The 23,076-nt window shown below is 39.0% G+C and carries 23 protein-coding genes; 18 read left to right on the top strand and 5 right to left on the bottom strand.

Features of this window, described 5'->3' with window-relative positions:
- The first annotated feature begins 8 nt into the window (after nucleotides 1-8).
- The 17 genes from DNJ75_RS06905 to DNJ75_RS06835 all read left to right on the top strand — a co-directional run bounded on the left by DNJ75_RS06905 (nucleotide 9) and on the right by DNJ75_RS06835 (nucleotide 16,644).
- Nucleotides 9-443 (top strand): DUF3301 domain-containing protein, encoded by a 435-nt coding sequence (locus DNJ75_RS06905; RefSeq protein WP_117002623.1) that lies wholly within the window; start codon nucleotides 9-11, stop codon nucleotides 441-443.
- Between the two features lie 2 nt (nucleotides 444-445).
- A complete protein-coding gene (locus tag DNJ75_RS06900; protein WP_117002621.1) occupies nucleotides 446-1,153 on the top strand; it encodes a glutathione S-transferase family protein in 708 nt (235 codons plus the stop codon).
- Between the two features lie 233 nt (nucleotides 1,154-1,386).
- Nucleotides 1,387-2,343: an adenosine deaminase gene (locus DNJ75_RS06895; protein WP_117002618.1), complete on the top strand. Its 957-nt coding sequence runs from the start codon at nucleotides 1,387-1,389 to the stop codon at nucleotides 2,341-2,343.
- Nucleotides 2,344-2,366: 23 nt separating this feature from the next.
- Complete coding sequence (pheA, locus tag DNJ75_RS06890) at nucleotides 2,367-3,233, top strand: prephenate dehydratase (RefSeq protein WP_117002616.1); 867 nt, start codon at nucleotides 2,367-2,369, stop codon at nucleotides 3,231-3,233.
- 102 nt (nucleotides 3,234-3,335) lie between these two features.
- A complete protein-coding gene (locus tag DNJ75_RS06885) occupies nucleotides 3,336-4,427 on the top strand; it encodes an AI-2E family transporter (RefSeq protein WP_117002613.1) in 1,092 nt (363 codons plus the stop codon).
- Nucleotides 4,427-6,235: a single-stranded-DNA-specific exonuclease RecJ gene (locus DNJ75_RS06880; protein ID WP_117002611.1), complete on the top strand. Its 1,809-nt coding sequence runs from the start codon at nucleotides 4,427-4,429 to the stop codon at nucleotides 6,233-6,235. Before DNJ75_RS06885 ends, DNJ75_RS06880 begins: the two co-directional genes overlap by 1 nt.
- A gap of 5 nt (nucleotides 6,236-6,240) precedes the next feature.
- Nucleotides 6,241-8,322, top strand: a complete 2,082-nt coding sequence (gene dinG, locus DNJ75_RS06875; protein WP_117002608.1) for an ATP-dependent DNA helicase DinG — start codon at nucleotides 6,241-6,243, stop codon at nucleotides 8,320-8,322.
- Nucleotides 8,323-8,478: 156 nt separating this feature from the next.
- Entirely contained in the window at nucleotides 8,479-9,015 is a 537-nt protein-coding gene (locus DNJ75_RS06870; protein ID WP_117002606.1) for a methylated-DNA--[protein]-cysteine S-methyltransferase, read from the top strand.
- Nucleotides 9,016-9,169: 154 nt separating this feature from the next.
- Nucleotides 9,170-10,093: an EF-P lysine aminoacylase EpmA gene (gene epmA, locus DNJ75_RS06865; RefSeq protein ID WP_117002604.1), complete on the top strand. Its 924-nt coding sequence runs from the start codon at nucleotides 9,170-9,172 to the stop codon at nucleotides 10,091-10,093.
- A 94-nt stretch (nucleotides 10,094-10,187) separates the two neighbouring features.
- Entirely contained in the window at nucleotides 10,188-11,141 is a 954-nt protein-coding gene (gene tal, locus DNJ75_RS06860) for a transaldolase (protein ID WP_117002602.1), read from the top strand.
- A 7-nt stretch (nucleotides 11,142-11,148) separates the two neighbouring features.
- Nucleotides 11,149-12,354, top strand: coding sequence for a flavodoxin-dependent (E)-4-hydroxy-3-methylbut-2-enyl-diphosphate synthase (gene ispG / locus DNJ75_RS06855; protein WP_117002599.1), 1,206 nt, complete (start codon nucleotides 11,149-11,151; stop codon nucleotides 12,352-12,354).
- Between the two features lie 2 nt (nucleotides 12,355-12,356).
- Entirely contained in the window at nucleotides 12,357-12,593 is a 237-nt protein-coding gene (locus tag DNJ75_RS06850) for a Fic family protein (protein WP_206609097.1), read from the top strand.
- 5 nt (nucleotides 12,594-12,598) lie between these two features.
- Entirely contained in the window at nucleotides 12,599-12,766 is a 168-nt protein-coding gene (locus tag DNJ75_RS15340) for a hypothetical protein (protein WP_157968248.1), read from the top strand.
- Between the two features lie 64 nt (nucleotides 12,767-12,830).
- Nucleotides 12,831-13,001 carry a hypothetical protein gene (locus DNJ75_RS15335; RefSeq protein ID WP_157968247.1) on the top strand — a complete coding sequence of 57 codons (171 nt, stop codon included), beginning with the start codon at nucleotides 12,831-12,833 and terminating at the stop codon, nucleotides 12,999-13,001.
- An 11-nt stretch (nucleotides 13,002-13,012) separates the two neighbouring features.
- Complete coding sequence (locus tag DNJ75_RS06845; RefSeq protein ID WP_117002702.1) at nucleotides 13,013-14,560, top strand: DUF1186 domain-containing protein; 1,548 nt, start codon at nucleotides 13,013-13,015, stop codon at nucleotides 14,558-14,560.
- A gap of 46 nt (nucleotides 14,561-14,606) precedes the next feature.
- Nucleotides 14,607-15,188 carry an oxidoreductase gene (locus DNJ75_RS15810; protein WP_117002597.1) on the top strand — a complete coding sequence of 194 codons (582 nt, stop codon included), beginning with the start codon at nucleotides 14,607-14,609 and terminating at the stop codon, nucleotides 15,186-15,188.
- Between the two features lie 7 nt (nucleotides 15,189-15,195).
- Nucleotides 15,196-16,644: an FAD-dependent oxidoreductase gene (locus tag DNJ75_RS06835; protein WP_117002595.1), complete on the top strand. Its 1,449-nt coding sequence runs from the start codon at nucleotides 15,196-15,198 to the stop codon at nucleotides 16,642-16,644.
- Here the strand turns inward: DNJ75_RS06835 and DNJ75_RS06830 are convergent.
- From DNJ75_RS06830 to DNJ75_RS06820, 3 genes are all read right to left on the bottom strand, one after another.
- Complete coding sequence (locus DNJ75_RS06830) at nucleotides 16,641-17,894, bottom strand: linear amide C-N hydrolase (RefSeq protein WP_117002592.1); 1,254 nt, start codon at nucleotides 17,892-17,894, stop codon at nucleotides 16,641-16,643. The genes DNJ75_RS06835 and DNJ75_RS06830 overlap by 4 nt on opposite strands.
- 38 nt (nucleotides 17,895-17,932) lie before the next feature.
- Nucleotides 17,933-18,766, bottom strand: a complete 834-nt coding sequence (gene ubiA / locus DNJ75_RS06825; protein WP_117002589.1) for a 4-hydroxybenzoate octaprenyltransferase — start codon at nucleotides 18,764-18,766, stop codon at nucleotides 17,933-17,935.
- Nucleotides 18,767-18,991: 225 nt separating this feature from the next.
- The gene (locus DNJ75_RS06820) at nucleotides 18,992-19,516 is read right to left on the bottom strand and encodes a chorismate--pyruvate lyase family protein (RefSeq protein WP_117002587.1); all 525 of its coding nucleotides are present in this window, start codon (nucleotides 19,514-19,516) and stop codon (nucleotides 18,992-18,994) included.
- A gap of 279 nt (nucleotides 19,517-19,795) precedes the next feature.
- On the opposite strand from DNJ75_RS06820, the gene DNJ75_RS06815 reads away from it, so the two are divergent.
- Nucleotides 19,796-21,550: a DEAD/DEAH box helicase gene (locus DNJ75_RS06815; protein WP_117002584.1), complete on the top strand. Its 1,755-nt coding sequence runs from the start codon at nucleotides 19,796-19,798 to the stop codon at nucleotides 21,548-21,550.
- A 205-nt stretch (nucleotides 21,551-21,755) separates the two neighbouring features.
- Here the strand turns inward: DNJ75_RS06815 and DNJ75_RS06810 are convergent, their stop codons facing one another.
- Entirely contained in the window at nucleotides 21,756-22,262 is a 507-nt protein-coding gene (locus tag DNJ75_RS06810) for an Imm26 family immunity protein (protein WP_117002582.1), read from the bottom strand.
- Nucleotides 22,262-23,076 (bottom strand): RHS repeat-associated core domain-containing protein (locus tag DNJ75_RS06805; RefSeq protein ID WP_157968246.1); only part of this gene is annotated, 815 nt, incomplete at its 5' end. The genes DNJ75_RS06805 and DNJ75_RS06810, both read right to left, overlap by 1 nt.

The following is a 23,076-nucleotide window of genomic DNA, read 5'->3' as shown; positions in this document are numbered from 1 at the left end:
TTGTTAGCATGAGTATTGGCGTAGTAAGTGCCGTTATTATCATTGTCATCGCGATCTTGATCTGGCGTAATTCAATGAAAGCAAGAGAGCATGCGGTTTATATGGCAGTTAAAACAGCTAAGCAATGGGATGTTCAGCTATTAGATGATACCGTGTGCCTCACAAAAATGCGTTTATCGCGCCAAAGTAACATAGGTAGCATGTGTTTGTTTCGCGAATATGCGTTTGAGTATAGCTATGATGGTGTGGATCGCTATAAGGCTTTTTTGCAGTTTAATGGTAACCAATTCTTGCAGGTGATTGCTAATGATCAAAAAATCACGGTTGAAGAAATGAAAGCAGCCAAAATGCCTGAAGATACAGAGGGTGGTAATATCATTGATCTAAGTGAATATCGCATGCAGCAAGCAAAAAAATCAAAGCATGAGGATGATAAGGAATAGTTATGATTGAATTACATCAATTTCCTAAATTAGGGGATGTGCCAAACTCCAGTCCTTTTTGTATGAAATTAGAAAGCTATTTGATTGCACAAAAAGTGCCTTATCAAAATTTTTATAGTGCGGATTTACGTCGCTCACCAACGGGCAAAATGCCATATATTAAAAAGCAAGATAAGTTTTATAGCGACAGTAGTTTTATTATTGATTTATTGGAGAAAGAAAGTAGTACACCAATGCAGCAAGGCTTAACTGCTTTAGAAAAATCGCAAACCTTGGCGTATCAAAGACTATGTGAGGAGCATTTATATTGGGCGTTGGTTTATAGTCGTTGGGTTGATGTTTCTACTGATAATAACTGGCGCAGCATAGTACAAGAAGGAACAAAACTGCCTAAATTATTGTTTGGCATGATTTTTAAAGTCATGAGCAAAAATGCGTCCAGGCAAACCTATGAACAAGGGTTAGGGCGCTTAACCAAAGCGCAAATCTATCAAAAAGCAGATGAAGATTTATGTGCATTGTCTGAGTTTTTAGGTCAAAAAAACTATTTTTTTAATGAATCACCAAGTTTGTTGGATCATGTTGTTTACGCTGTCATCGCTAATATTGAACATACCCCTTGGCAAAGCCAGTTAAAACAACAACTAACCAAGTACCCCAACCTACAAGCGCATAGTGCGCGTATGCTTAAGGAGATTTTTAGCAAATGAAACCATTGATAACTAGAGTTACATATTTTTGAAAAAAACTATAATTCTAAGAACACCCCGTCAGCCTACGGCTGCCACCCCTCTTGCAAAGAGGGGAATTAGGCAACGGTTTTATATTTCCCTCTTTGCAAGAGGGGTGCCAAGCTTGCGAGGCGGGGTGTTGAAATAGAAAAAGCTCGTAATCTTAGTTAGTAAATAAAAGAAAAACACAAAAAATAGGTAAAAACAAAACCATGTCACACGATATCAAAACCTTATTGCAACAGCCGAAAGCTGAGTTACATATGCATCTTGAGGGGAGTCTTGAACCTGAGATGATGCTGAATTTGGCGCAAAAAAATGGTGTTAATCTAAAGTACAAAAATTTAGCAGTGGTCAAAAAAGCATATAATTTTAATAATCTGCAAGAGTTTCTGGATCTATATTATCAAGGCATGTCCGTACTTCAGACCGCTGATGATTTTTATGATTTAACCTATGCTTATTTACTTAAATCACAACAAGATCATGTGACACATGCTGAGATTTTTATCGACCCACAAGCACATTTATCGCGGGGTATTTCACTTGCGACCCTTTTTGATGGTGTTAATCGTGCCGTCAAAAAAGCGCAAGCTGAGCTAAATATAGATACACAATTAATTATGTGTTTTTTGCGTCATTTATCAGAAAAAGATGCTTTAAACACCTTTGATCAACTGATGGAATATCGTGATAACTTTATTGGTATTGGTTTAGATAGCTCAGAGCTTGGCAATCCACCAGAGAAATTTAAAAATCTCTTTGAATTAGCACGTAAAGAGAGGCTTCATTTGGTTGCTCATGCTGGTGAAGAGGGACCTGATGAATATGTTTGGCAAGCATTGGATATTTTAGGGGTTGAGCGCATTGATCATGGTAATGCGATCTTAACTGATGAAGAATTAATGAAACGCATTGCAAAAGATAATATCGCACTCACGATGTGCCCATTATCAAATAAAGCTTTAAAAGTAGTGCCAAACTTGGCTGATCATCCGGCGCGAATTTTGTTAGATAAAGGCATTAAAGTAACGATTAACTCTGATGATCCAGCGTATTTTGGTGGTTATGTTAATCAAAACTATATTGAGCTGATTGACGGTTTAAAGTTAGGTACTGCAGAAATTCAACAGTTAATTGATAACAGCCTGAATGCTCGGTTTGTTTAAGCATTATTATAAAGGGGGTTAATATGAGTTTAGTGATATCTTTCCAAGGAGAAAAGGGGGCTTATTCAGAACAGGCAATTCATAAGTTTTATCAAGCGCAAAATAAACAAAATAAGAAAAATGAGCAAAGTGCGATTGAAACTTTAGCCTGTGGCTCATTTGCTGAAGCACTCGAGATGGTTGCTGAGAAAAAAGCTGATTTTGCGATGATACCAGTGGAAAACTCAATTGCCGGTAGTGTCATTCCTGCCTATGATGAGCTCATTAAATACAATCTACGCATTCAGCATGAAGTCATTCTAAAGGTTGAGCATTGTTTGATGATTCACCCCAAAGCAGATATTGATAATATTGAGTTGGTGCGTTCACATCCACAAGCCTTGGCACAGTGTCAGAATAATATTGCACGCATGCATTTATCCCCTAAGAGCTTTGTTGATACCGCGGGGGCTGCTAAATACATTGCTGAAAAAGAGATTCTAACGCAGGCGGCGATTGCTAGTAAGTTAGCCGCACAAACCTATTCGTTAAAGGTCATTAAAGAGCATTTTGAAGATGAGCCGTTTAACTTCACGCGATTTTTCTTATTGGGGCGTGATGCGTTAAATATGCCTTATGCAGAGAATGAGCTCTATAAATCATCAATTATCTTTACGACATTGCATAAACCCAATGCATTAGTGCAAGTGCTTGCCTGTTTATCAGAGCATAATATCAATATGTGTAAGATTGAATCCAGACCATCACGCTCGCGCGCTTGGGATTATAGCTTTTTTGTCGACTTTGAAGGGCATGAAGAACAGCAAAATGTACAAGCTGCCTTATTAGCGATTTTAAAGAAGACTTCGTTTTTGAAGAACTTAGGATGCTATCAATCGATCACACTGTAAATCTTAAAAATTCACGCGTATTTGCAATCATGAAACACTATAAAAAACACGATAATTTGTATACAATCTTTTGTCATTGAATCTTACAAATAGGTAACTCCTTTGATTAAGTATTTAAGGCAGTGGTATCAGAAAAAATTTGATAGCAATGAACCTGCCGTCTTTATAGTTGTAACGGTTATTGCGGTACTCATTATTAACTTTTTTGGTGATCTTTTAGCGCCAATTTTAGCCGGCGTGATCATTGCTTATTTATTAGAAGCAGTTGTGGCATTCTTATCTAAAGTATTAAAGCTTAATCGTAATATCGCGGTTTACATTGTGTTTTTAATTTTTATTGCGTTAGTGATTATGTTATTACTATTTGTGCTTCCAGCATTAATGCACCAAGCAGGGCAGTTTGTGCAGAGCATTCCGCAACAGATTAATAATCTGCATGCGAGTTTGTTGGAGCTTTCTAAAAAATATCCAACGATTATTACCCCTGAACAAATCAAAGATGCGGTTAGCACGATCTCAAATATTAAGATGGATAAAATTGCCGGTATTGGTCAATATCTACTTAAATTTTCTCTAGCTTCTCTATCAAGTATATTTACCTGGCTGGTGTACTTATTTATCGTGCCATTGTTAGCATTTTTCTTTTTGAAAGACAAAAACCGCATTGGTAAATGGTTTGTCAATATGCTACCTAAAGAGCGCGGTGCTCTTGAAGAAGTATGGGCAGATGTGCGTCCACAATTGGGTAATTATGTCAAAGGCAAAACAATTGAGTGTTTGATTGTTACCGTCGTTACCTATATTGGCTTTATCGTTTTTGGTTTGAATTACTCACTACTATTAGCCATTTGTGTGGGGCTTTCGGTATTTATTCCTTATATCGGGATGGTGATTGTTACCATTCCTGTGGTGCTTATTGGAATCAGTCAATTTGGCTTTAGCTCTGAGCTTTTCTATATGCTACTAGTTTATTTGATCATTCAAGGTTTGGATGGCAACTTATTGGTGCCGTTATTATATTCTGAGGCATTAAGCCTTCATCCCGTGGCAGTCATTGCTGCTGTTCTTATCTTCGGTGGCATATGGGGCTTTTGGGGCTTGTTCTTTGCGATTCCACTAGCAGCACTTATCAATTCAGGTGTTAAGATGTGGACCCGACGCAATATCAATAATAAAAAACCCAAGGAAGCCTAATGGCTGAAGTAAGGCTCAAAGAGAGGTTAAAGCGTCCAGAGGTTATTATTCAACTGCGTCCTTTCCATCGCAAAGTGCATCAAGTGTTACTGGAAAATAAGATCGATAGTTTTATTGCGAGCATTATCGCGCGACGCATTGATGATCCTGAGCATGCTTTAAAATTTGCTCACTTAAAGCTTAAATTTCTAACTTCGCCACATTTATTAAAAGACGCAACAAAAGCGGCAAAGCGTATTATTCAAGCACTAGAACGTGGTGAAGTCATTGGGCTTGAAACCGACCATGACTGTGATGGGCAAACATCACATGCAATTTTACATGTTGCATTGACTAATATTTTTAATCATCCAGCGGATAAGATTCGTTCATATATCGGGCATAGAATGGCAGAGGGATACGGCTTATCTGATAAGCTTGCACAACGTATTTTAGATGATGATACGCGTCCGACATTAGTGATCACCGCTGATAATGGCTCAACCGATGAAGCGCGTATTGCATTATTAAAGTCACAAAATATCGATGTGATTGTTACTGATCATCATGCAATTCCTGAAGAAGGCGTGCCGCAAAGCGCTTATGCCGTATTGAACCCAACACAGAGGGGTTGTGAATATAATGACCCCTTTATTGCTGGATGCATGGTGGCTTGGTTGTTGATGGCAGAGGTCAGAAGACTATTATTGCTTGAAGGAAAAACGATCAACAATGATTGCCAGTTAACGGATTTACTTGATTTTGTTGCTGTTGGCACAGTTGCTGACTGTGTTTCTATGGCAAAGAGTATCAATAATCGTGTTGTGGCTTACTATGGTATGCACAAAATTTCACAGTTAACACGTAGCTGTTGGAGTAGTTTTAGTGATCATTTTCATCACAAGGTCGATAGTGAGTTTTTAGGGTTTGTTATAGCGCCTTTACTCAATAGTGATGGACGCATGTCTGATGCTTTAAGTTCGGTGAGTTTCTTATTAAACGAAGATCATCAAAAAACCAAACAATGGGTTGAGTTCTTGCAGCAGCAGAATAATCATCGCAAAGCCATTCAAAAAGAAATGACTGCCAAAGCGATGAGTGAAGCTTCAAAGCAATATGCAAAGGGTGCCTCAAGTATTTGTGTATATCTTGATGATGGGCATGCTGGGGTGCATGGCATTTCAGCCAGTCGCATTAAAGACAGCTTTGGACTGCCGACGATTTTATTCTCACCTAAGCAAGGGGAAGATGATATTATCACGGGATCAGCGCGCAGCATTGATGGCTTAAACATTAAAGCCGTTCTAGACCTTATTTATCAAAACACGACAGATATTCTGATCAAATATGGTGGACATACCGGAGCTGCTGGATTAACCATTTACAAAGATAAATTTGTAGAATTTTCTCAAAACTTTAATGATTACTGTCAAAAAGCGATTGCTGAGCATAATATTACTGCCACGCCAATTATTTATTGTGATGGTGAGCTAACTGCTGAGGAGTTTACGCTTAAACATGTTGAAAAATTTGCTTTGCTTGAGCCTTATGGTCGCGAGTTTGAAGCACCTGTTTTTTGTAACAAAGCAAGTATTTATAGTTTTAAATGGGTGGGTAAAGAAAGCCAACATCTGCAATTAATGCTCACCATTCATGGTAAAAACCTTAAAAGCATTTGGTTTTTTGCTGATGAGTATTTAGATGATGCTGATATTCAAATCGGTGAAGAGGTTCAAGTGGCGTATCGTTTGTCGAAAGAACATTTTAATGGTCAGACTTATGTTAGCTTGAAGGTCGTGCACTTGGCTAAATTGATGCATCAAAGGTAAATATTATGACTACTCAAAGTGTTGGACATATAGAGCTTAATATCAAAAAGCTGTTTGAAGAAGCCGGCTTATATGTGCGTGATGCGCAGCTGACAATGATTGAAGCAGTTAAAGAAACATTGATCAATAATGAAAAAATTGTTATTGAAGCACCAACGGCAACCGGTAAAAGCTTTGCTTATTTACTCGGTGCGCTTTTAGCAAATGAAGTACGAGCTAAACAAGGGCAAGAGAAGTTATCAATTGTTGTATCAACGGCAACGGTAGCATTGCAAGAACAGCTGATTGATAAAGATTTACCGTTTATTCATGAGCTTATGCAACACCATAAAATTGAGTTTGGTTATCAATTGGCAAAAGGGCGCTCGCGCTATTTATGCCCGCGTAAACTGCATCACTTTGACAGTGATGATAGTGACTTGCAGAAAGAAGCAGAAATGCTCGATCAGCGCTTGAGCAAAGATTGGGATGGCGATTTTGATCTGTTGGAGAAACCGGTTTCTAAAGCACTGATGAGTGAGATTTATAACACCAGCAGCTCGTGTTCGTTTAGCCGCTGTGAGTGTTATCGTGAATGTCCTTTTTTTAACGCGCGCCAAGGCTTACGCAAAGTGGATATTATCGTTGTCAATCATAGTTTGTTATTGTCACACCTTGATCTTGGTGATGGTGCGATTTTACCTAAATTTGAAGATAGCCTGTACATTATCGATGAGTGTCATCATTTACCGGATCGGGCATTAAGATCACTTTCTGGTTTTGCCTCACTATTAGGTTCGCAAACATGGATTAATGATGTTGATAAACTCTTAAATGGTTTACCTTCTGAGCTTGCTGATCGTGCTATGCGTGAGAATTGGAAAGAGGTGCGTAAAAACCTGATTCAGCAGTTAACCCAAATGCAGCAGTTAATTGATCCTATGTATGCTCATGCAATGAAAGAAGAAAATGTTTGGCGCATAACCCATATTACGGATGAGATGCTTCAGCTTGCGACATCGATCAAAGAAGGTGCGGCTTTTTATATGAATCAGTGTGATAAGCTTAAGACGAAGCTTGATGATTTTGCTGAGAAAAGTCAAATTCATTCAGCCAGTAGTTTAGAGAAACAATTCACACAAATTGGCTTTTTGTTAGAGCGCTCAAAAAATCTCTACAATGTCTGGTCATTGATGATTAATCAAGCGACGATGCCACCGATTGCCAAATGGGTTGTCCCACATGAAAAGAAAGTGAGACATGAAGAAGTAAAAGAAGCAAAAGAAGTGCAAACGGATATGTTGGCAACTCATTTTCAAGATTATGATATTCATGCCTCACCGATTGAAGCAGCTTCATTATTAAAACAAGTCTTTTGGCAAAATGTACAACATGGTGTAGTGATGTGTTCAGCTACTGTGCGTTCATTAGGTAAGTTTGATCGCTTCTTAAATGCCACATCCCTTAAAAAAGAAGCCAAAACCTTGCTTTTATCTTCACCGTTAAATTATTCCAAATCAAAGCTTGTTATTGCTGATATGCAATATGAGCCAGCACAACAAGACAAACATATTGAAGAGACAGCCAAGCTCCTCAATGAAGTCTATTTTAAAGACTTACATGAAGGCGCTTTAATGCTCTTTACTAGTATTCATGCAATGGAAAAGGTCTATATGCGCTTAAATAGTGCCCTTAAGAAAATAACGCTTATTCAGGGCGATCGCTCAAAACAGGCAATGATTGCCATTCATAAAAAGCGTGTCGATCAATTTAAACCATCGATTATTTTTGGTGTCGATAGCTTTTCTGAAGGGGTTGATTTGCCAGGTGCTTATTTAACACGGTTGATTATTCACAAATTACCATTTTCTGTGCCAACCAATCCGATTGATAAAACACGCTCTGAATGGTTAGAGTCGATTAAGCGTAAACCCTTCATGGATATATCACTGCCGCAAGCTTCCTTGAAATTAACACAAATGGTAGGGCGTCTCGTGCGCACAGAGGCGGATATTGGTGAGGTAATTATTCTAGATAAGCGTTTAAAAACCAAGTTTTATGGTAAAGCACTTTTGGAGAATTTGCCTGATTTCGAAATTGTAAAATGATAAAATTGTGACATAGTAATGATGTATGAATAGGTTGCATCAGCTAGTACCTCTCCCCTTGAGGGATTGCTCATGCAGCATAAGCTGCACGGGTGAGGGAATATTAAAGCTCAACTTATTCTTGATTCATTACATAGTAAAACGAAAGGGAAAACCATGAAAAGAATTCAGAAATTTTTCAAACTTCTACCTGATCAAACCGTCTATGATAGGCTGAATTCACCCATTGGCGAGCTTATTTTATTTGCATCAAATAAAGGACTTCATCATGTCTTTTGGGAACATGAAGCACAGTTAGAAGCTTTTCAGATGGGTATTCAATCATTTAAGCAAGATGTTAATCATCCGATAATTGTTAAAGCAAAAACTCAATTGTCTGAATACTTCAAAGGTAAGCGTCAAGTATTTGATATCCCATTATGCCCACATGGCACGGACTTTCAGCTAAGTGTCTGGCAAGAGCTTCGTAATATCCCTTATGGCAAAACCATCAGCTATGGTGAGCAAGCAAGCCGTTTAGGTAATAAAAACAAAGCACGCGCTGTTGGACTTGCCAATGGTTTAAACCCGATTTCAATTATTGTTCCATGCCACCGAGTCATCGGCAGCAATGGCAGTTTAATCGGCTTTGGTGGGGGATTGGATAATAAGGCGAAGTTGTTGGAGCTTGAGCGGGGTGGTGCTAACTCTTGATTAGGTAAACCACTGGTTTGACCAGTGAGTCAATAACACTTCTTTATACACCTTCATTGGTGATTATAAAAATTGGTTCACAAAACCTAATAACAGTTATTTTCATCATATTTGTTTGTTAGAATATTGGCACTTTATATAGATGATCTAGATTATGCTGCCATCAAATAGCGCACTGATTCAGCGTGCTGAATATATTACAAAAATCCGCAAGTTTTTTGCCAAAAGAGATGTATTAGAAGTCGATACTCCTTTGTCTTACCCATATCCTGTGAGTGATCCCTATATCGATGCTTTTGCTATTGATACCCAGTCAGGCATACGCTTTTTGCAAACCTCACCGGAATATGCGATGAAGCGATTATTAGCACAGGGTTCAGGCAGTATTTATCAGATCTGTAAAGCATTTCGTGATGATCCTAAAGCGCAATATCACAACCATGAATTTACGATGCTTGAATGGTATCGTGTGGGATTGGATGATATGGCATTGCGTGAGGAAATTGCACAAATGTTACTTATATTGAAGCCTCAAGCATCCATTGAGTATTTTAGCTATAAAGCGTTATTTGAGCAGTTGATAGGCATAAATCCACATACGGCAGACTTGAGCTCTTTGCAAAAAGCGCTTTCTCGGCATGTGGGCAATATTCAAGGTTTAGCCAGTCCAAATATCATTGAGTGCTTAGATGTATTATTCACCCATGTCATTGAGCCTAAACTGAAAGCGCATCAATTTGTGTTTGTCTATGATTACCCACAAGTGCAAGCTGCCTTGGCGCGCGTGATGCCAGATAGTAGTGGGCAAATGGTTGCCAAGCGTTTTGAGCTTTTTTATCAAGGCGTTGAGTTAGCCAATGGTTATTATGAGTTAACAAGTGCCATTGAACAAGCCAAGCGTTTTCAGCATGATTTACATTTGCGTCAAAGCCTTGGTAAAGCAGCAGTTCCTATTGATCAAGGCTTATTAGCTTGTCTTGATCACATACCAGAGTGCTCAGGCGTTGCTTTAGGCTTGGATCGCCTTTTAATGTGTCTTGAGGGCTATGCGGATATACAAGAAGTGTTATATTGCTAGATTGCTGGGCGTAAAGCTTGAGCGTGAAGCTAATCAACTATATGCTATGGCACAGTCAAATAGATAAAAGAAAAAAATGAAAGTGGAAAACAAGATGAATAAATTAGAACAGTTAAAACAAATGACCAAAGTGGTTGCCGATACCGGTGATTTCGCGCAAATCGAAGCCTACCAACCCGTTGATGCGACAACTAACCCAAGCTTGTTATTAAATGCAGCTAAAATGCCTGCATACAATTATGTGATTGATCAAGCGCTAGCAAAAAGTGCACACTTAAGTGGTAAATCACGCGTTGATGAGGCAATGCTTGATATGGCAGTAAGTTTCGGTGTTGAGATTTTAAAGGTGATTCCTGGACGTGTTTCCACTGAAGTTGATGCGCGTTTATCGTTTGATACAGAGGCGACGATTGATTACGCGCGTCGTTTAATTCATAAATACCAAGAAGCCGGTGTTGATAAATCGCGTGTGCTTATCAAGATTGCATCAACTTGGGAAGGGATTAAAGCCGCTGAAGTGCTTGAAAAAGAGGGGGTGAACTGTAATTTAACTTTGATGTTTAGTATTGCCCAAGCCATCGCCTGTGCTCAGGCTAAAGTCTTTTTGATTTCACCTTTTGTTGGGCGCATTACTGACTGGTATATGAAAGAGCAAGGTGCAACAAACTTCCCTGATGTCAGTGAAGATAACGGCGTGTTATCGGTTAAAGAAATTTATCAGCATTACAAGCGTTATGGTTATCAAACAATTGTGATGGGGGCAAGTTTCCGCCATGTGGGACAAGTGGAAGCCTTAGCAGGATGTGATGCATTGACGATTGCGCCAAACTTATTACAGCAGTTACAGCAGGATGATAATACGTTAAATAGGCAGTTAGTTGAGATTGAGAAAACCAGTCAGCCAGATCGTAAATTAACAGAAGGTGATTTTAGATGGGCAATGAATGAAAGCCCAATGGCAACAGAGAAATTAGCCGAAGGTATTCGTAAGTTTGCCATTGATACGGTGAAACTTGAGAAATTAATCGAACACAAATTAGGACTATAGCCATACTATGCATAAGTCTATTGCGGTAAAAGTAGGGAATATCACAATCGGTGGCGGTGCTCCAGTTGTCGTGCAATCGATGACGGATACAGCGACTGCCGATATTGAAAAAACAGTGTCACAAGTTTTAGCACTTCATCGCGCGGGTAGTGAGCTTGTGCGCATTACGGTGAATGATGAAGAAGCAGCTAAAGCCGTCCCTGAGATTAAAAAGCGCTTATTACAAAAGGACTGTGATGTGCCTTTAGTTGGCGACTTTCACTACAATGGTCACAGATTATTAGCAGACTTTCCAGAATGTGCTAAAGCACTGGATAAATATCGTATTAATCCAGGCAATGTTGGCTTTGGTCGCAAAAAGGACACACAATTTGCTGAGATTGTGCAAAAGGCGATTGAATATGATAAACCAGTGCGTATTGGTGTCAATTGGGGTAGCTTAGATCAAGCGCTACTGGCAAAGCTAATGGATGAGAATAGTCAGCTGACGGTACCGTTATCCGCGCGTGAGATTATGCATAAAGCGCTGATTGAGTCGGCTTTATCAAGTGCAGAATACGCTGAGCGTCTGGGACTTAAGGCTGATAAAATCATTGTATCATGCAAGGTCAGTGATGTTCAGGATTTGATTGAAGTTTACCAAAAGCTTGCACGTGAATGCCCGTATCCTTTGCATTTAGGGTTAACTGAAGCAGGGATGGGGATTAAAGGCATTGTTGCCAGTAGCGTGAGTCTTGGCTATCTATTACAGCAAGGCATAGGTGATACGATTCGCGTATCCTTAACACCAGAGCCAGGTGCGCCACGCACCAATGAGGTGAAAGTCTGTCGTGAGATCTTGCAAACGATGGGCTTAAGAGCGTTCACGCCAACGGTTTCCTCATGCCCTGGATGTGGGCGGACAACCAGTAGTTTTTTCCGTGAGCTTGCCAATGATATTCAAAACTATCTCAGTGAGCAAATGCCCATGTGGAAACATCAATATATCGGTGTTGAAAACATGAAAGTTGCGGTAATGGGTTGTGTGGTAAATGGTCCTGGTGAGAGTAAGCATGCCAATATCGGTATTAGCCTGCCAGGCACAGGTGAGGCACCTGTTGCCCCGGTGTTTATCGACGGACAGAAAAAGCATACATTAAGAGGCGAGCATATTGCTAAAGAATTTATGGTGATCGTTGATCAGTATGTTAAAGCAAAGTATCACAGAGATTAACCATGGACTTTAGCAAATATACTTTAATGAAGCAAAAGCTTGATGCATATCGTCCTTTGCCAAAAGAGGTTGTTCATAATTTACATGAAAATCTTATTCTAAACTGGACGTATCACTCTAACGCAATTGAAGGAAATACGCTGACGCTTAAGGAAACAAAAGTCGCACTTGAAGGGATTACTGTTGGTGGTAAAACGTTAAGAGAGCACTTTGAGGCAATCAATCATAAAGGAGTTTAATTATTATGACGGATCAAAAAAATCCTTACCCATTATTATCAGAACCTTTGGATTTAGGCTTTACGATGTTAAAAAATCGCGAGGTAATGGGGTCGATGCACACCGGTCTTGAAGAACAAAAAGGTGGGTTTGAGCGTTTGGCTTATTTCTATCAAAAACTTGTGAAGCCGTGAATAAGTTCAACTTAGACAAGATGAAAAAGTCGCTCAAAACACGGGTGGTAGCTATTCACTTGTAATGAGAGCTATTAAAAACGATGAGGTACTGCATGAGGTTAATACAACCAAAGATAGTAAGCAGTTTGCAACAAGGCGTTGTTATTTCAAGTTGTACATGCTACTAATGCACGATATTAAGGCATATGCATTTGATTATGTGGTGCCAGAGTTTAAGAATGTAGAACATTAGGATTTAAAGCAATGAGTGATGCAGTAGAAATAAGATATAATTTTGAAATTCAAGATGAGTGGTACTCATCTCAGACAATCAAAGATATAGACAGTTGGAGCGACTATTATCTAGATGAGTTTCTGGTAAAGAAGCCAGACGAGTTATCTGAGTTAGATAATGATGACATAAGAATTTTAGTAAGGGATTCTTTTTGGTGGATGTATAGACTATATCTTAATAAACCAAACTTTTGGGATGAAAAGAAATTAAAATATTTCCTATGTAGTCATGTCCCAAGATATTGGATTGTTGAAAATGACCTGAAATTAGAATGCCTTACCAATGTATTGGTAGTATTTATAAAATGGTTAGATGCCCAACGTGTAACCACCAATCAAGATAATATATTAAGAGTGATTATTGATTCTCAGGATGAATTTCAAAAGAATTTGAATAATAAAAAACTCTGGAGCGATAGAAAAACACTTAAAAATGGTCTTAGATTACCTAATTTATTAGGCTCTGCTAGTAGAGGGAAATATAAGGCAAACAGACCTGCCGATGAGGAGGAAATATCAGAAATAATGTCTTCATTCATCAAAAAATCAGGGATAGATGTCGAGAAAAACAAACTTGAATCAAAAAAAATCAGGAGTAAAAAACTAAGAGCGGCAACAGCAGATGATTTAAACAATTACCCAAATGCAGCTACAGTGTATAAAAAGCTTAATGAAATTGGATATACCTATTTCCCTGAAACAGAGTTAGCTGCTGCAATTCATTATAAAGATGACATCTCACCAATGTTGCTTGGTTGTCTTGATGACTTAATTGCTAATAAAGGTATAGATAAATACGACACCACCTTGTTTATGTATGCATTTTATTTGCTTAGCATTTTTAGGGATCAGCGAGCGTATCCAAAAATTATTAAGATAATGCAATTAGATAGAGATAATGAATTATTGGGTGATTTGATAACAAGTTATGATCTTAAAAATATAATAGCTTCAACTTATAATGGTGACCTTTCAATACTAGATAAATTAATCAAAGATAGTGATGCTTATTTTTATGCACGTAGTGCTGCGATACATTCTATTGTCACCTTAAAAGTTATGGGCAAAATTGAGCAATCAACTTTTGAGAATAAACTAGATTACTATTTGAATTACAAATATAGCAATATAGCAAAAGAGCAAAAAGAGATGGTAACATCCGTAGGTAGCTGTATTTTAGAAAGTGATTCACTTCATTTGTTAAATAAGCTGCAAGAGTTAATTATACAAAACAAAATTGATATTGATCATTATGGTCTTGAATCTATTAGAAGCTCCGTGGATAAAATTAAAAATAAGGCAGATGATTGTAGAACCTCACCCTATCATTTTATTGATGACATAAAATCAACTTTTGGTACATGGGCGATGTTTCATGAATCGAGTGTTTCTAATCATTCTAATGACCAATTATTATTCTCAAATAAAGAAAGAAGCAAAAAGAAAGCAGGCAGAAATGACCCTTGCCCTTGTGGGAGTGGTAAAAAATATAAGAAATGCTGTTTACTGAATTCATAATTCTTTTCTAACCTTAGAGAAAAGTAAAAGAGGAGTTTATATTGTTATGACGGATCAAAAAAATCCTTATCCATTATTATCAGAACCTTTGGACTTGGGCTTTACGACGTTAAAAAATCGCGTGGTAATGGGGTCGATGCACACTGGTCTTGAGGAGCAAAAAGGTGGGTTTGAGCGTTTGGCTTATTTCTATCAAAAGCGCGCTGAAGGTGGTGTTGGTTTAATTGTCACAGGAGGTGTGGCACCTAATATCTCAGGGTGGCTTTACCCCTTTGCGATTAAGTTAACCAATCAAAAGGAAGTTAGAAAACATCGGTTAGTGACTGAGGCGGTTCACAAAGCAGATGGCAAGATTTTGATGCAGATTTTACACGCTGGACGCTATGGATATCATCCTTTGTGTGTCAGTGCTTCAAAACTTAAAGCGCCGATGAATAAATTTAAACCCAGAGCATTAAGTAACTGTGGTATTAAGCGCACGATTAAACACTTCGCTCGTGCGGCTAAACTTGCTAAAGAGGCAGGTTATGATGGTGTTGAGATCATGGGATCTGAGGGGTATTTAATCAATCAATTTCTCGTTGAGCATACCAATAAACGTAAAGATAAATGGGGGGGGCAACTTTGAGAATAGAATGCGTTTGCCGCTTGAAATCATTAAAGCAACACGCCAGAAAGTCGGTGAAGACTTTATTATTATGTTTCGTTTATCGATGCTTGATCTGGTTGAAAAGGGTAGCAGTTTTGATGAGGTTGTCACTTTAGCTAAAGCCTTGGAAAAGGCGGGTGTCACGATTATCAACTCAGGTATTGGCTGGCATGAAGCGCGTATCCCAACGATTAGCACGCAAGTGCCACGTGCCGCTTTTGTGCCGATTACCGAGGAAATCCGTAAGCATGTTAATATCCCTATCGTTTGCGTTAACCGTATTAACACACCTGAAGTGGCTGAGGATATTTTACAAAAGCAAAAGGCAGATCTTATTTCGATGGCGCGTCCATTATTGGCTGACCCTGATTTTGTCAAAAAAGCACAAAATAACCAATCCCAAGCGATTAATACCTGTATCGCGTGTAATCAAGCTTGTTTAGATCATGTCTTTGTTGGCAAACAAGCTTCTTGCTTGGTCAATCCTTATGCCTGTAATGAAAGTGTCATGCAACCAAAGCTTGCAACAGACAAAAAGAGCATTGCTGTGATTGGCGCGGGACCCGCTGGATGTACGGCGGCAATTGAGCTTGCCAAACGTGGGCATCAAGTTGATCTCTATGAAGCATCTGCTAAGGTCGGAGGCCAATTTAAATTAAGTGCAAAAACGCCGGGTAAAGAGGAGTTCTCTGAAGCGTTGCGTTATTTTGAGTATCAGTTAAATGCGAATGAGGTCAATGTTAAGCTTAATACCAAGGTCAATGCAGCGGATTTAAAATCACTAAACTATGATGAGATTGTGATTGCGTCAGGTGTTATGCCTCGGATTCCTAAGATCGATGGAATTGATCATCCAATGGTTATTAACTATATGCAGCTGTTAAATGGTGAAGTGGCAGCTGGTAAAAAGGTCGCAGTTATTGGTGCCGGTGGCATTGGCTTTGATGTCTCTGTTTTTCTGGTGTTTGCCGGTAAAAAAATTGGTGAGAATACGGAAGACTATTATCACGAATGGGGAGTTGATGTGACGTTGGCGCATCGCGGTGGTTTGACCAAACCGCATGAGCCTGTGCCGGAAGCGGAAGTTTATCTATTGCAACGCAAAGATGAAAGACTCGGCAAGCGTCTAGGTAAAACAACTGGTTGGATTCATCGCACCACCTTGAAGCATCAAAAGGTTAAGATGTTAAGTGGCGTGAGCTATGACAAAATTGATGATGCTGGTTTGCATATCACACTTAAAGGTGAGAAGAAGCTACTTGATGTTGATCAAGTGGTGATTTGTGCCGGACAAGAATCAGATAGATCGTTATACAATAGCTTAATAGATCAAGGCATTAAAAATGTGCATATCATTGGTGGTGCACATGTTGCTGCAGAGGTTGATGCGAAGCGTGCAATTAAAGAGGCAACTGAGCTAGCATTAACGCTTTAGTTAAATCCTAAATTTTTGGCATCATTTAATCCTGGAATATCATTAATGGATAATACCCCTGAAATCTGACCCACGGGGGTGATCTTTAGTCCTGAATTTAATTGCTCTGGTGTATGTGCCGTAAAATCCATCTTTGTTAGATCATACTCAACAAAACCATTGTTTAAGGTGTTTTGTTTTATGCGATCACGATCGTAATACAGTAAATCACGATAGTAGATACATTTATTATCAAGATCTTTAATTGATTGCCATAAGGTTGCCGTTGCCTCATAGTAGGGTACGGTCACACTTGAGAGAATTGTCTTGGCTTGATAAAGCGCTTGATCTGTGTTTTGTGGCGTTGGCGATTCACGTGTCAAAATGCTTGCGCGTACAAAGCGTGAGACGGATGTGTAATCTCCAGGCATACCAAGAAGACCGGCATCCTCAGGTTGCGCATATTTAATAACCGTTTTATAGTCAGGAATAAAAGGAGCAAATGGCAGGCTTGCTTTGGCGTCTTTATCATTTAAAGTGTTATAGTGTGTCAGATTTTTAATCTGCCATTCATAATCAGGTGCGTTAGTGAGTACATCTTTGGCGTGATCATAAATAATGGTTTTGCCATCGATAAACTCAATGACGGCACTATGTCCTGTTTTGTCACGAATGACAATATGCAATGGTATGTCCTTGATATATAAACCACTGGTGGCATACATGGCTGATTCAACGAGTTGATATTGCATAATAAGTTTTAATGCGTCACGGGTTGAATATGCCATGCCCAAGATGAAGTTGGATAAATCATAAATGCCAAGCGCTGGACGCGGGTCATGAGGATTGTATTTGGGATAAACGCTGCCTGGTAAATAAAGCGCTGCGATACTTACACCTTGTGTATTTATGCCATCGGTTAAGGTATAACCAATAAAACCTAAGCGTCCGAAAAAACCATATTTGTTTTGCCAATGAGCAAGTTTACCTTCGGGGACTTTATCGCGATTGGCAATGAGATTAGTTGTATTCTCAACATCAAGATATCCAGTATAAAAGCTAAAAGCACGAGAAGTGATGTGGGTGAGATTAATATCTGTTTGAAATATCTTTTGATACCAACTATAAGTTTCAAAGCTTTGAGTATATAGCTTTAATGGAAAATCAAGTGTGCGTGCCGTGATATGAAAAGGGGTTTTATTGATAAAAATATCAGTACAGCTAAAACCAAACTGAACATATCCTAAAAGTAGAATGCTTAAATAGCGCATGTAAAATCCTTTTTGTGCATTGAATGTATAAAGTATAGCTACTGCATCAAAATTGCCAATAGAATAACAAGACCAACCCAATGATTATCTGAAAATGCCTTAATGCATTGGGCAATGCCACCTTTTTTCCACGTCTTATGCTGATAGAAGAATAACACGGTAATGATGACTAAGGCTAAGAAAAAGACAGTATTATAATGTTGCAGCATGCCAAAGACTGCAAGACAAATAATGGTTAGTATCTGGAAAATACTCATGATCAAAAGATTATGTTTGCCAAAGGTAATCGCAGAGGAGTGTAAGTTAAGTGTTAGATCGTAGTCTTTGTCAGCTAACGCATACATCGTGTCATAAGAGATTGTCCAAAAAATGGTGGCAAGATAGAGCATCCAAGCAGATAAAGGAATGTGATTAATCTGGGCTGCATAAGCCATGATAATACCAAAATTAAAGGCGAAGCCTAACACTAGTTGTGGGACGGCAAAAAAGCGTTTAAAAAGCGGATAGCTAAGCGCTAATATAACAGCAATGAGCGATAGCAAAATAGTCATAAGATTAAGCTGTAACACAAGAATAAAAGCAATAACAAGTAATAACACACCAACGAAAACAGCTTGTTTAACGGTGATGTCTCCTGTTGCTATGGGGCGCGTGGCAGTGCGCTTGACTTGACCGTCAAAATCGCGATCAGCAATGTCATTAAAAATGCATCCAGCGGTACGCATGATAATCACACCAAGCACAAAGATAATAAACACTTTGAAACTAGGCAGCGCAGGGGTTGCTGCAAAAAGCCCCCATAAAGTGGGATAAAGAATGATTAAGATAGGAATTGGGCGATGCAGGCGCATCAAGTAAAAATATGCTTTCATATATAGTGGTATTAGTATTATTTATAGTAAGAGGTTAAGTATACTTGTTTTATACCCATCATAAACCATTTTACAGAATTTTTTGCTTTGTATTTTGCGTGCTTTTGGCAAGTTGAATTTTGATAATAGTCCTAGCTATTACCTGCAATCCGACTTGCCAAAATCTTCACAAACTACTTTACAAGTAAACACCGCAAAATGATTTACGATGGGTATTGCTTAAGTTTAAACAGGTGGTATATGCACAAAAAACTCTTCAATTAATAACTGATGCTCAGCATCCAGTGTGAAAATGGATGCGCGTACCCATAATGGATTGGCGGGAAAGGTATCATTTAAGTTAAGTTTGTGCTTCAAGAGATCAAATGAACAGTGTTTGACATAGAACTCACTACGTGTGATATGCGTGTTTTTAAATAAAAAGTGCTCACCAATGGAATTATTACCTAATGAATCAAAACAATCTTGATAACGTTTATAAGTGCTTTGTGGGATAATCGTCCGCCCAAACACATAAGTGTTATCTTGATGATGGTGTTTAATCAAGCGAATACGACTTGCACGCTCATTTAAGTTCAAAAGCTCAGCTTCATCATCATCCATCGGCGCATGATATTCATCGATGCACTTTAAGCCAATATTAGGGATGGACTGCGCCAAAGTGACACCCAAGCGTTTGACATCAAATAGCCAGTGCTCAAGCTCGGCAGGTAGTGTAATCGTTTCTTTCGTATTCCAGTGATCAGTCATAGAGCAAAATAAGTTGCCAAAAAAATTTGGCTAAGGGTATCATAGAACATTGATTGTGACCAATAGTTGTGGCGTACATTTTTGAGTTACGTAAGCGTCTTAAAAGATCTGATGTTATTTTAACCAAATTAACTTTAAATAGTTCTGTACCTTTTTGTTTATTCAGGTACAATGGCGCCTTGAATTTATCAACAACATACTCGTCGCGTATCGTTTGTAGTCGTTTAAAACGCAGAAGGGGCAGTGATGGGTATCATAACTTTTGGGTTTTAAATCACTATGAGTACCGAGAATAATGAATCTCAAGAATTAAGCTTTCATAATTTGGGCTTAAACGGCAAGATATTGTCAGCTATTGAAGCAATGGGTTACCAAACACCCACACCGATCCAAGCAAATACGATTCCTTTTGTATTGCAAGGTCGTGATGTATTAGGGCAAGCGCAAACTGGAACCGGTAAAACCGCAGCATTTGCATTGCCACTTTTAAATAACATGGATCTATCTGGCAACGAACGTATGCCGCAAGTATTGGTGTTAACCCCAACACGTGAGCTTGCGATCCAGGTGGCTGAAGCATTTGAATCTTTTTCTAAGAATATTGCCAAGCTTGAAGTTGCTTCTATTTATGGTGGTCAAGAATATGGTCGTCAAATTCAGGCATTACGTCGTGGCGTGCAGGTTGTCGTTGGAACTGCAGGTCGTGTAATGGATCATATGCGTAAAGGCACATTAAAGCTAGACGCATTAAAAGCATTAGTGTTAGACGAAGCGGATGAAATGTTACGTATGGGCTTTATTGATGATGTTAAATGGGTGTTGTCACACACGCCGGAAGCATGTCAGCGTTTGCTATTCTCAGCAACTATGCCGCGTGATGTGTTGGATATTGTTAATGAATATCTACGTGAACCATGCAAAGTACAGATCAAAACAAAAGCAGCAACTGCTAAGACAATTCATCAACGCTTTTTAGTGGTCAAAGGTTTATCTAAATTAGATGCGCTTGATCGCGTATTAGAAGTTGAAGATACCGATGGTGTAATGGTGTTTGTTAAAACCAAAACATCAACCATCGAAGTAGCTGATGGCTTAAAAGCGCGTGGTCACTTAGCTGCAGCGATTAATGGTGATATGCAACAAAACCAACGTGAGTATATAATTGACCAGTTAAAAGCGTCTAAAATTAATATTCTTGTGGCAACAGATGTTGTGGCACGTGGTTTGGATGTCGAGCGTATTAGTCACGTCATTAACTATGATTTACCACAAGACAATGAAGCCTATGTACACCGTATTGGCCGCACGGGGCGTGCTGGACGTGAGGGTGATGCAATTTCATTGATTTACACCAGAGATTTGCGTCAATTACGCATGCTTGAGCGTGTTATTCGTCATACTTTGGAAGAGATGCAATTACCAAGTGCTAAAGAAATTACTGAAAAGCGTGTTGCTCGCTTTAAGCATGAAACTGCTGAGATTATCCGTCATAAAGACTTAAGTAAATTTAAAGAATTAATGCAAGAATTTGCGACTGAGTATGGTGCCGAAGCTGATGATATGGTGGCAGCACTTGCCTTTTTAGCACAAGGCGATAAAAAACTTTTTGTAAAAGAAATTCAGGTTCAAGAGTCAAGAAGGTCAGAAAGATCTGATCGTTTTGATCGCTCAGAGCGTGGCGGACGTGGTGATCGTGATGGTCGCAGAAATGATCGCGATAGCAGATTCTCACAACGTCGTGACGAGCGTGGCGGACGTGGTGATCGTGATAGAGGATCGCGTCGCTCACCAGATATGGATATGACGACTTATCGCATCGAGGTGGGTCGTAGTGATGGTGTTGAGCCGCGCAATATCGTTGGTGCAATTGCCAATGAAGCGGGTATTAATAGCCGTAATATAGGACATATCAAATTATTTGATCAATTCAGTACCGTTGATTTACCGAGCGATACACCAAAGAATGTTATTGAGCATTTAAAGAAAGTGTGGGTAGCGGGTAAGAAGCTTGAAATCAAAGAAGATAAAAGATAAGAGTTAAGACATAGGGCGTATGCGATACGACCCTACTGCAGTGTTGGCTGAGCGTTAGTCGAAGCCACATTGCAATTGATCTTGAACTCACCCTTCGACCCTGCTCAGGGTACGTTTATAGTTGGCATTGGCTGAGCGTTAGTCGAAGCCGCAGTATATGGCCTATTGCTCCGGAACTTGCGCTGTGGGTCAGTCTGGGTAAATTTCAACCTTTTAAATTAAAGTCACTATAGGGATCAATCCATGGTTCTTCAAAGATTTGTTGGCATGCTCTTTTTTCGTGTAGACATAATAATAAGTCTTGAATTTGCTCTGCACCATCAAAAACAGCTAAACACTGAAGTTTATGTTCAATAATATATTCTTTAGTGGTCGGAATATCTTTATCCGGCCAATTATAAATACGATATTTTCCTGTTAAAGCGTCATGTATATAACGTGGTTTTAATGTTGTATCAATATTATAATCTTCTACATTAACGTTCTCTACGATTTTAAAATAACTTTTAGTTACTAAAAACCGTGATATGCAAAACTTATAGATCAGCGGTGAGTTTAATAAATCATCTAGTTTATATTTATCTGGTGAGTCAATAAAATAATCAAAGAATGCTACATATCCTTTGTCATTGATTTCAATCCCATAGCTATATAAGTCATCTTTAACTTTAATTTCTAATACATTGCCAATTTTACGTCGCTGTCTTTTCATTACACGTCTCCAAACTCATTTCTAGCAGCATCTACATAACTTTGCTTGCGTGGATTAAAGCGACTAATTCCGTTAATCGCATTACCAGAAGTCCCTCCCATGCTTTTAGCACCACCATAGTGTTCAATCATCATCTGTTCACGTCCACGAATAGCGGCTTTATTGGTCGATGTGACGTCTACTCGTGCTCTTTGAAATCCCTTCGCATTCATATGATGGTAAGCATCTCGGCGTTCAATAATGCTTTCGATATCGCCATAACCACTGGTACGCCCAACATAAGTCTCGCCAGTGGCAGGATTAACTTTAGTGTAGGTGGTAAAAACTTTACTGCCGCGCGTTGCATTAACTTGTCCTGCAACGTTCTTTTCTTTCATAACTGCAGTAATGGCACTTTTAATTAAGCCTCCTGCTTCAGTCGCTATGCGGGCTTCAGTAGTCCCGATGCCCATACCGACAACCATGCCCAAGGTTTCACCAGCCATATGCGTAAATTGATGATCACGATTATATTTTTGATCAACCAATCCACCACTAATGCCCTTATTCATGCCTGAGGAAAAACTATTGGCGTGATCAGCTATGTCATGTCCCGTGTCACCACTAAACATGCCACTGATTGACCAAAGCCCTGTCGGATCAATATATCTAAGTGGATTGTTATTCGCATAGGCATAACGATTAAAGCTAAAGATATTATCAACCTCAGGAGGCGCTGGATCATACGCCATAAACCTGCCAAGACTTGGCGCATAGTATCTTGCATTCATATTAACAAGATTCATATCTTTAACGGTCTCTTTGCCTGTAAAGC

The sequence above is a fragment of the Cysteiniphilum litorale genome, assembly GCF_003428165.1.
Classification (GTDB): Bacteria; Pseudomonadota; Gammaproteobacteria; order Francisellales; family Francisellaceae; genus Caedibacter; species Caedibacter litoralis.
The sequence above is the reverse complement of the archived record's forward strand: the minus strand, read 5'-3'. Positions and strand labels throughout refer to the sequence as shown.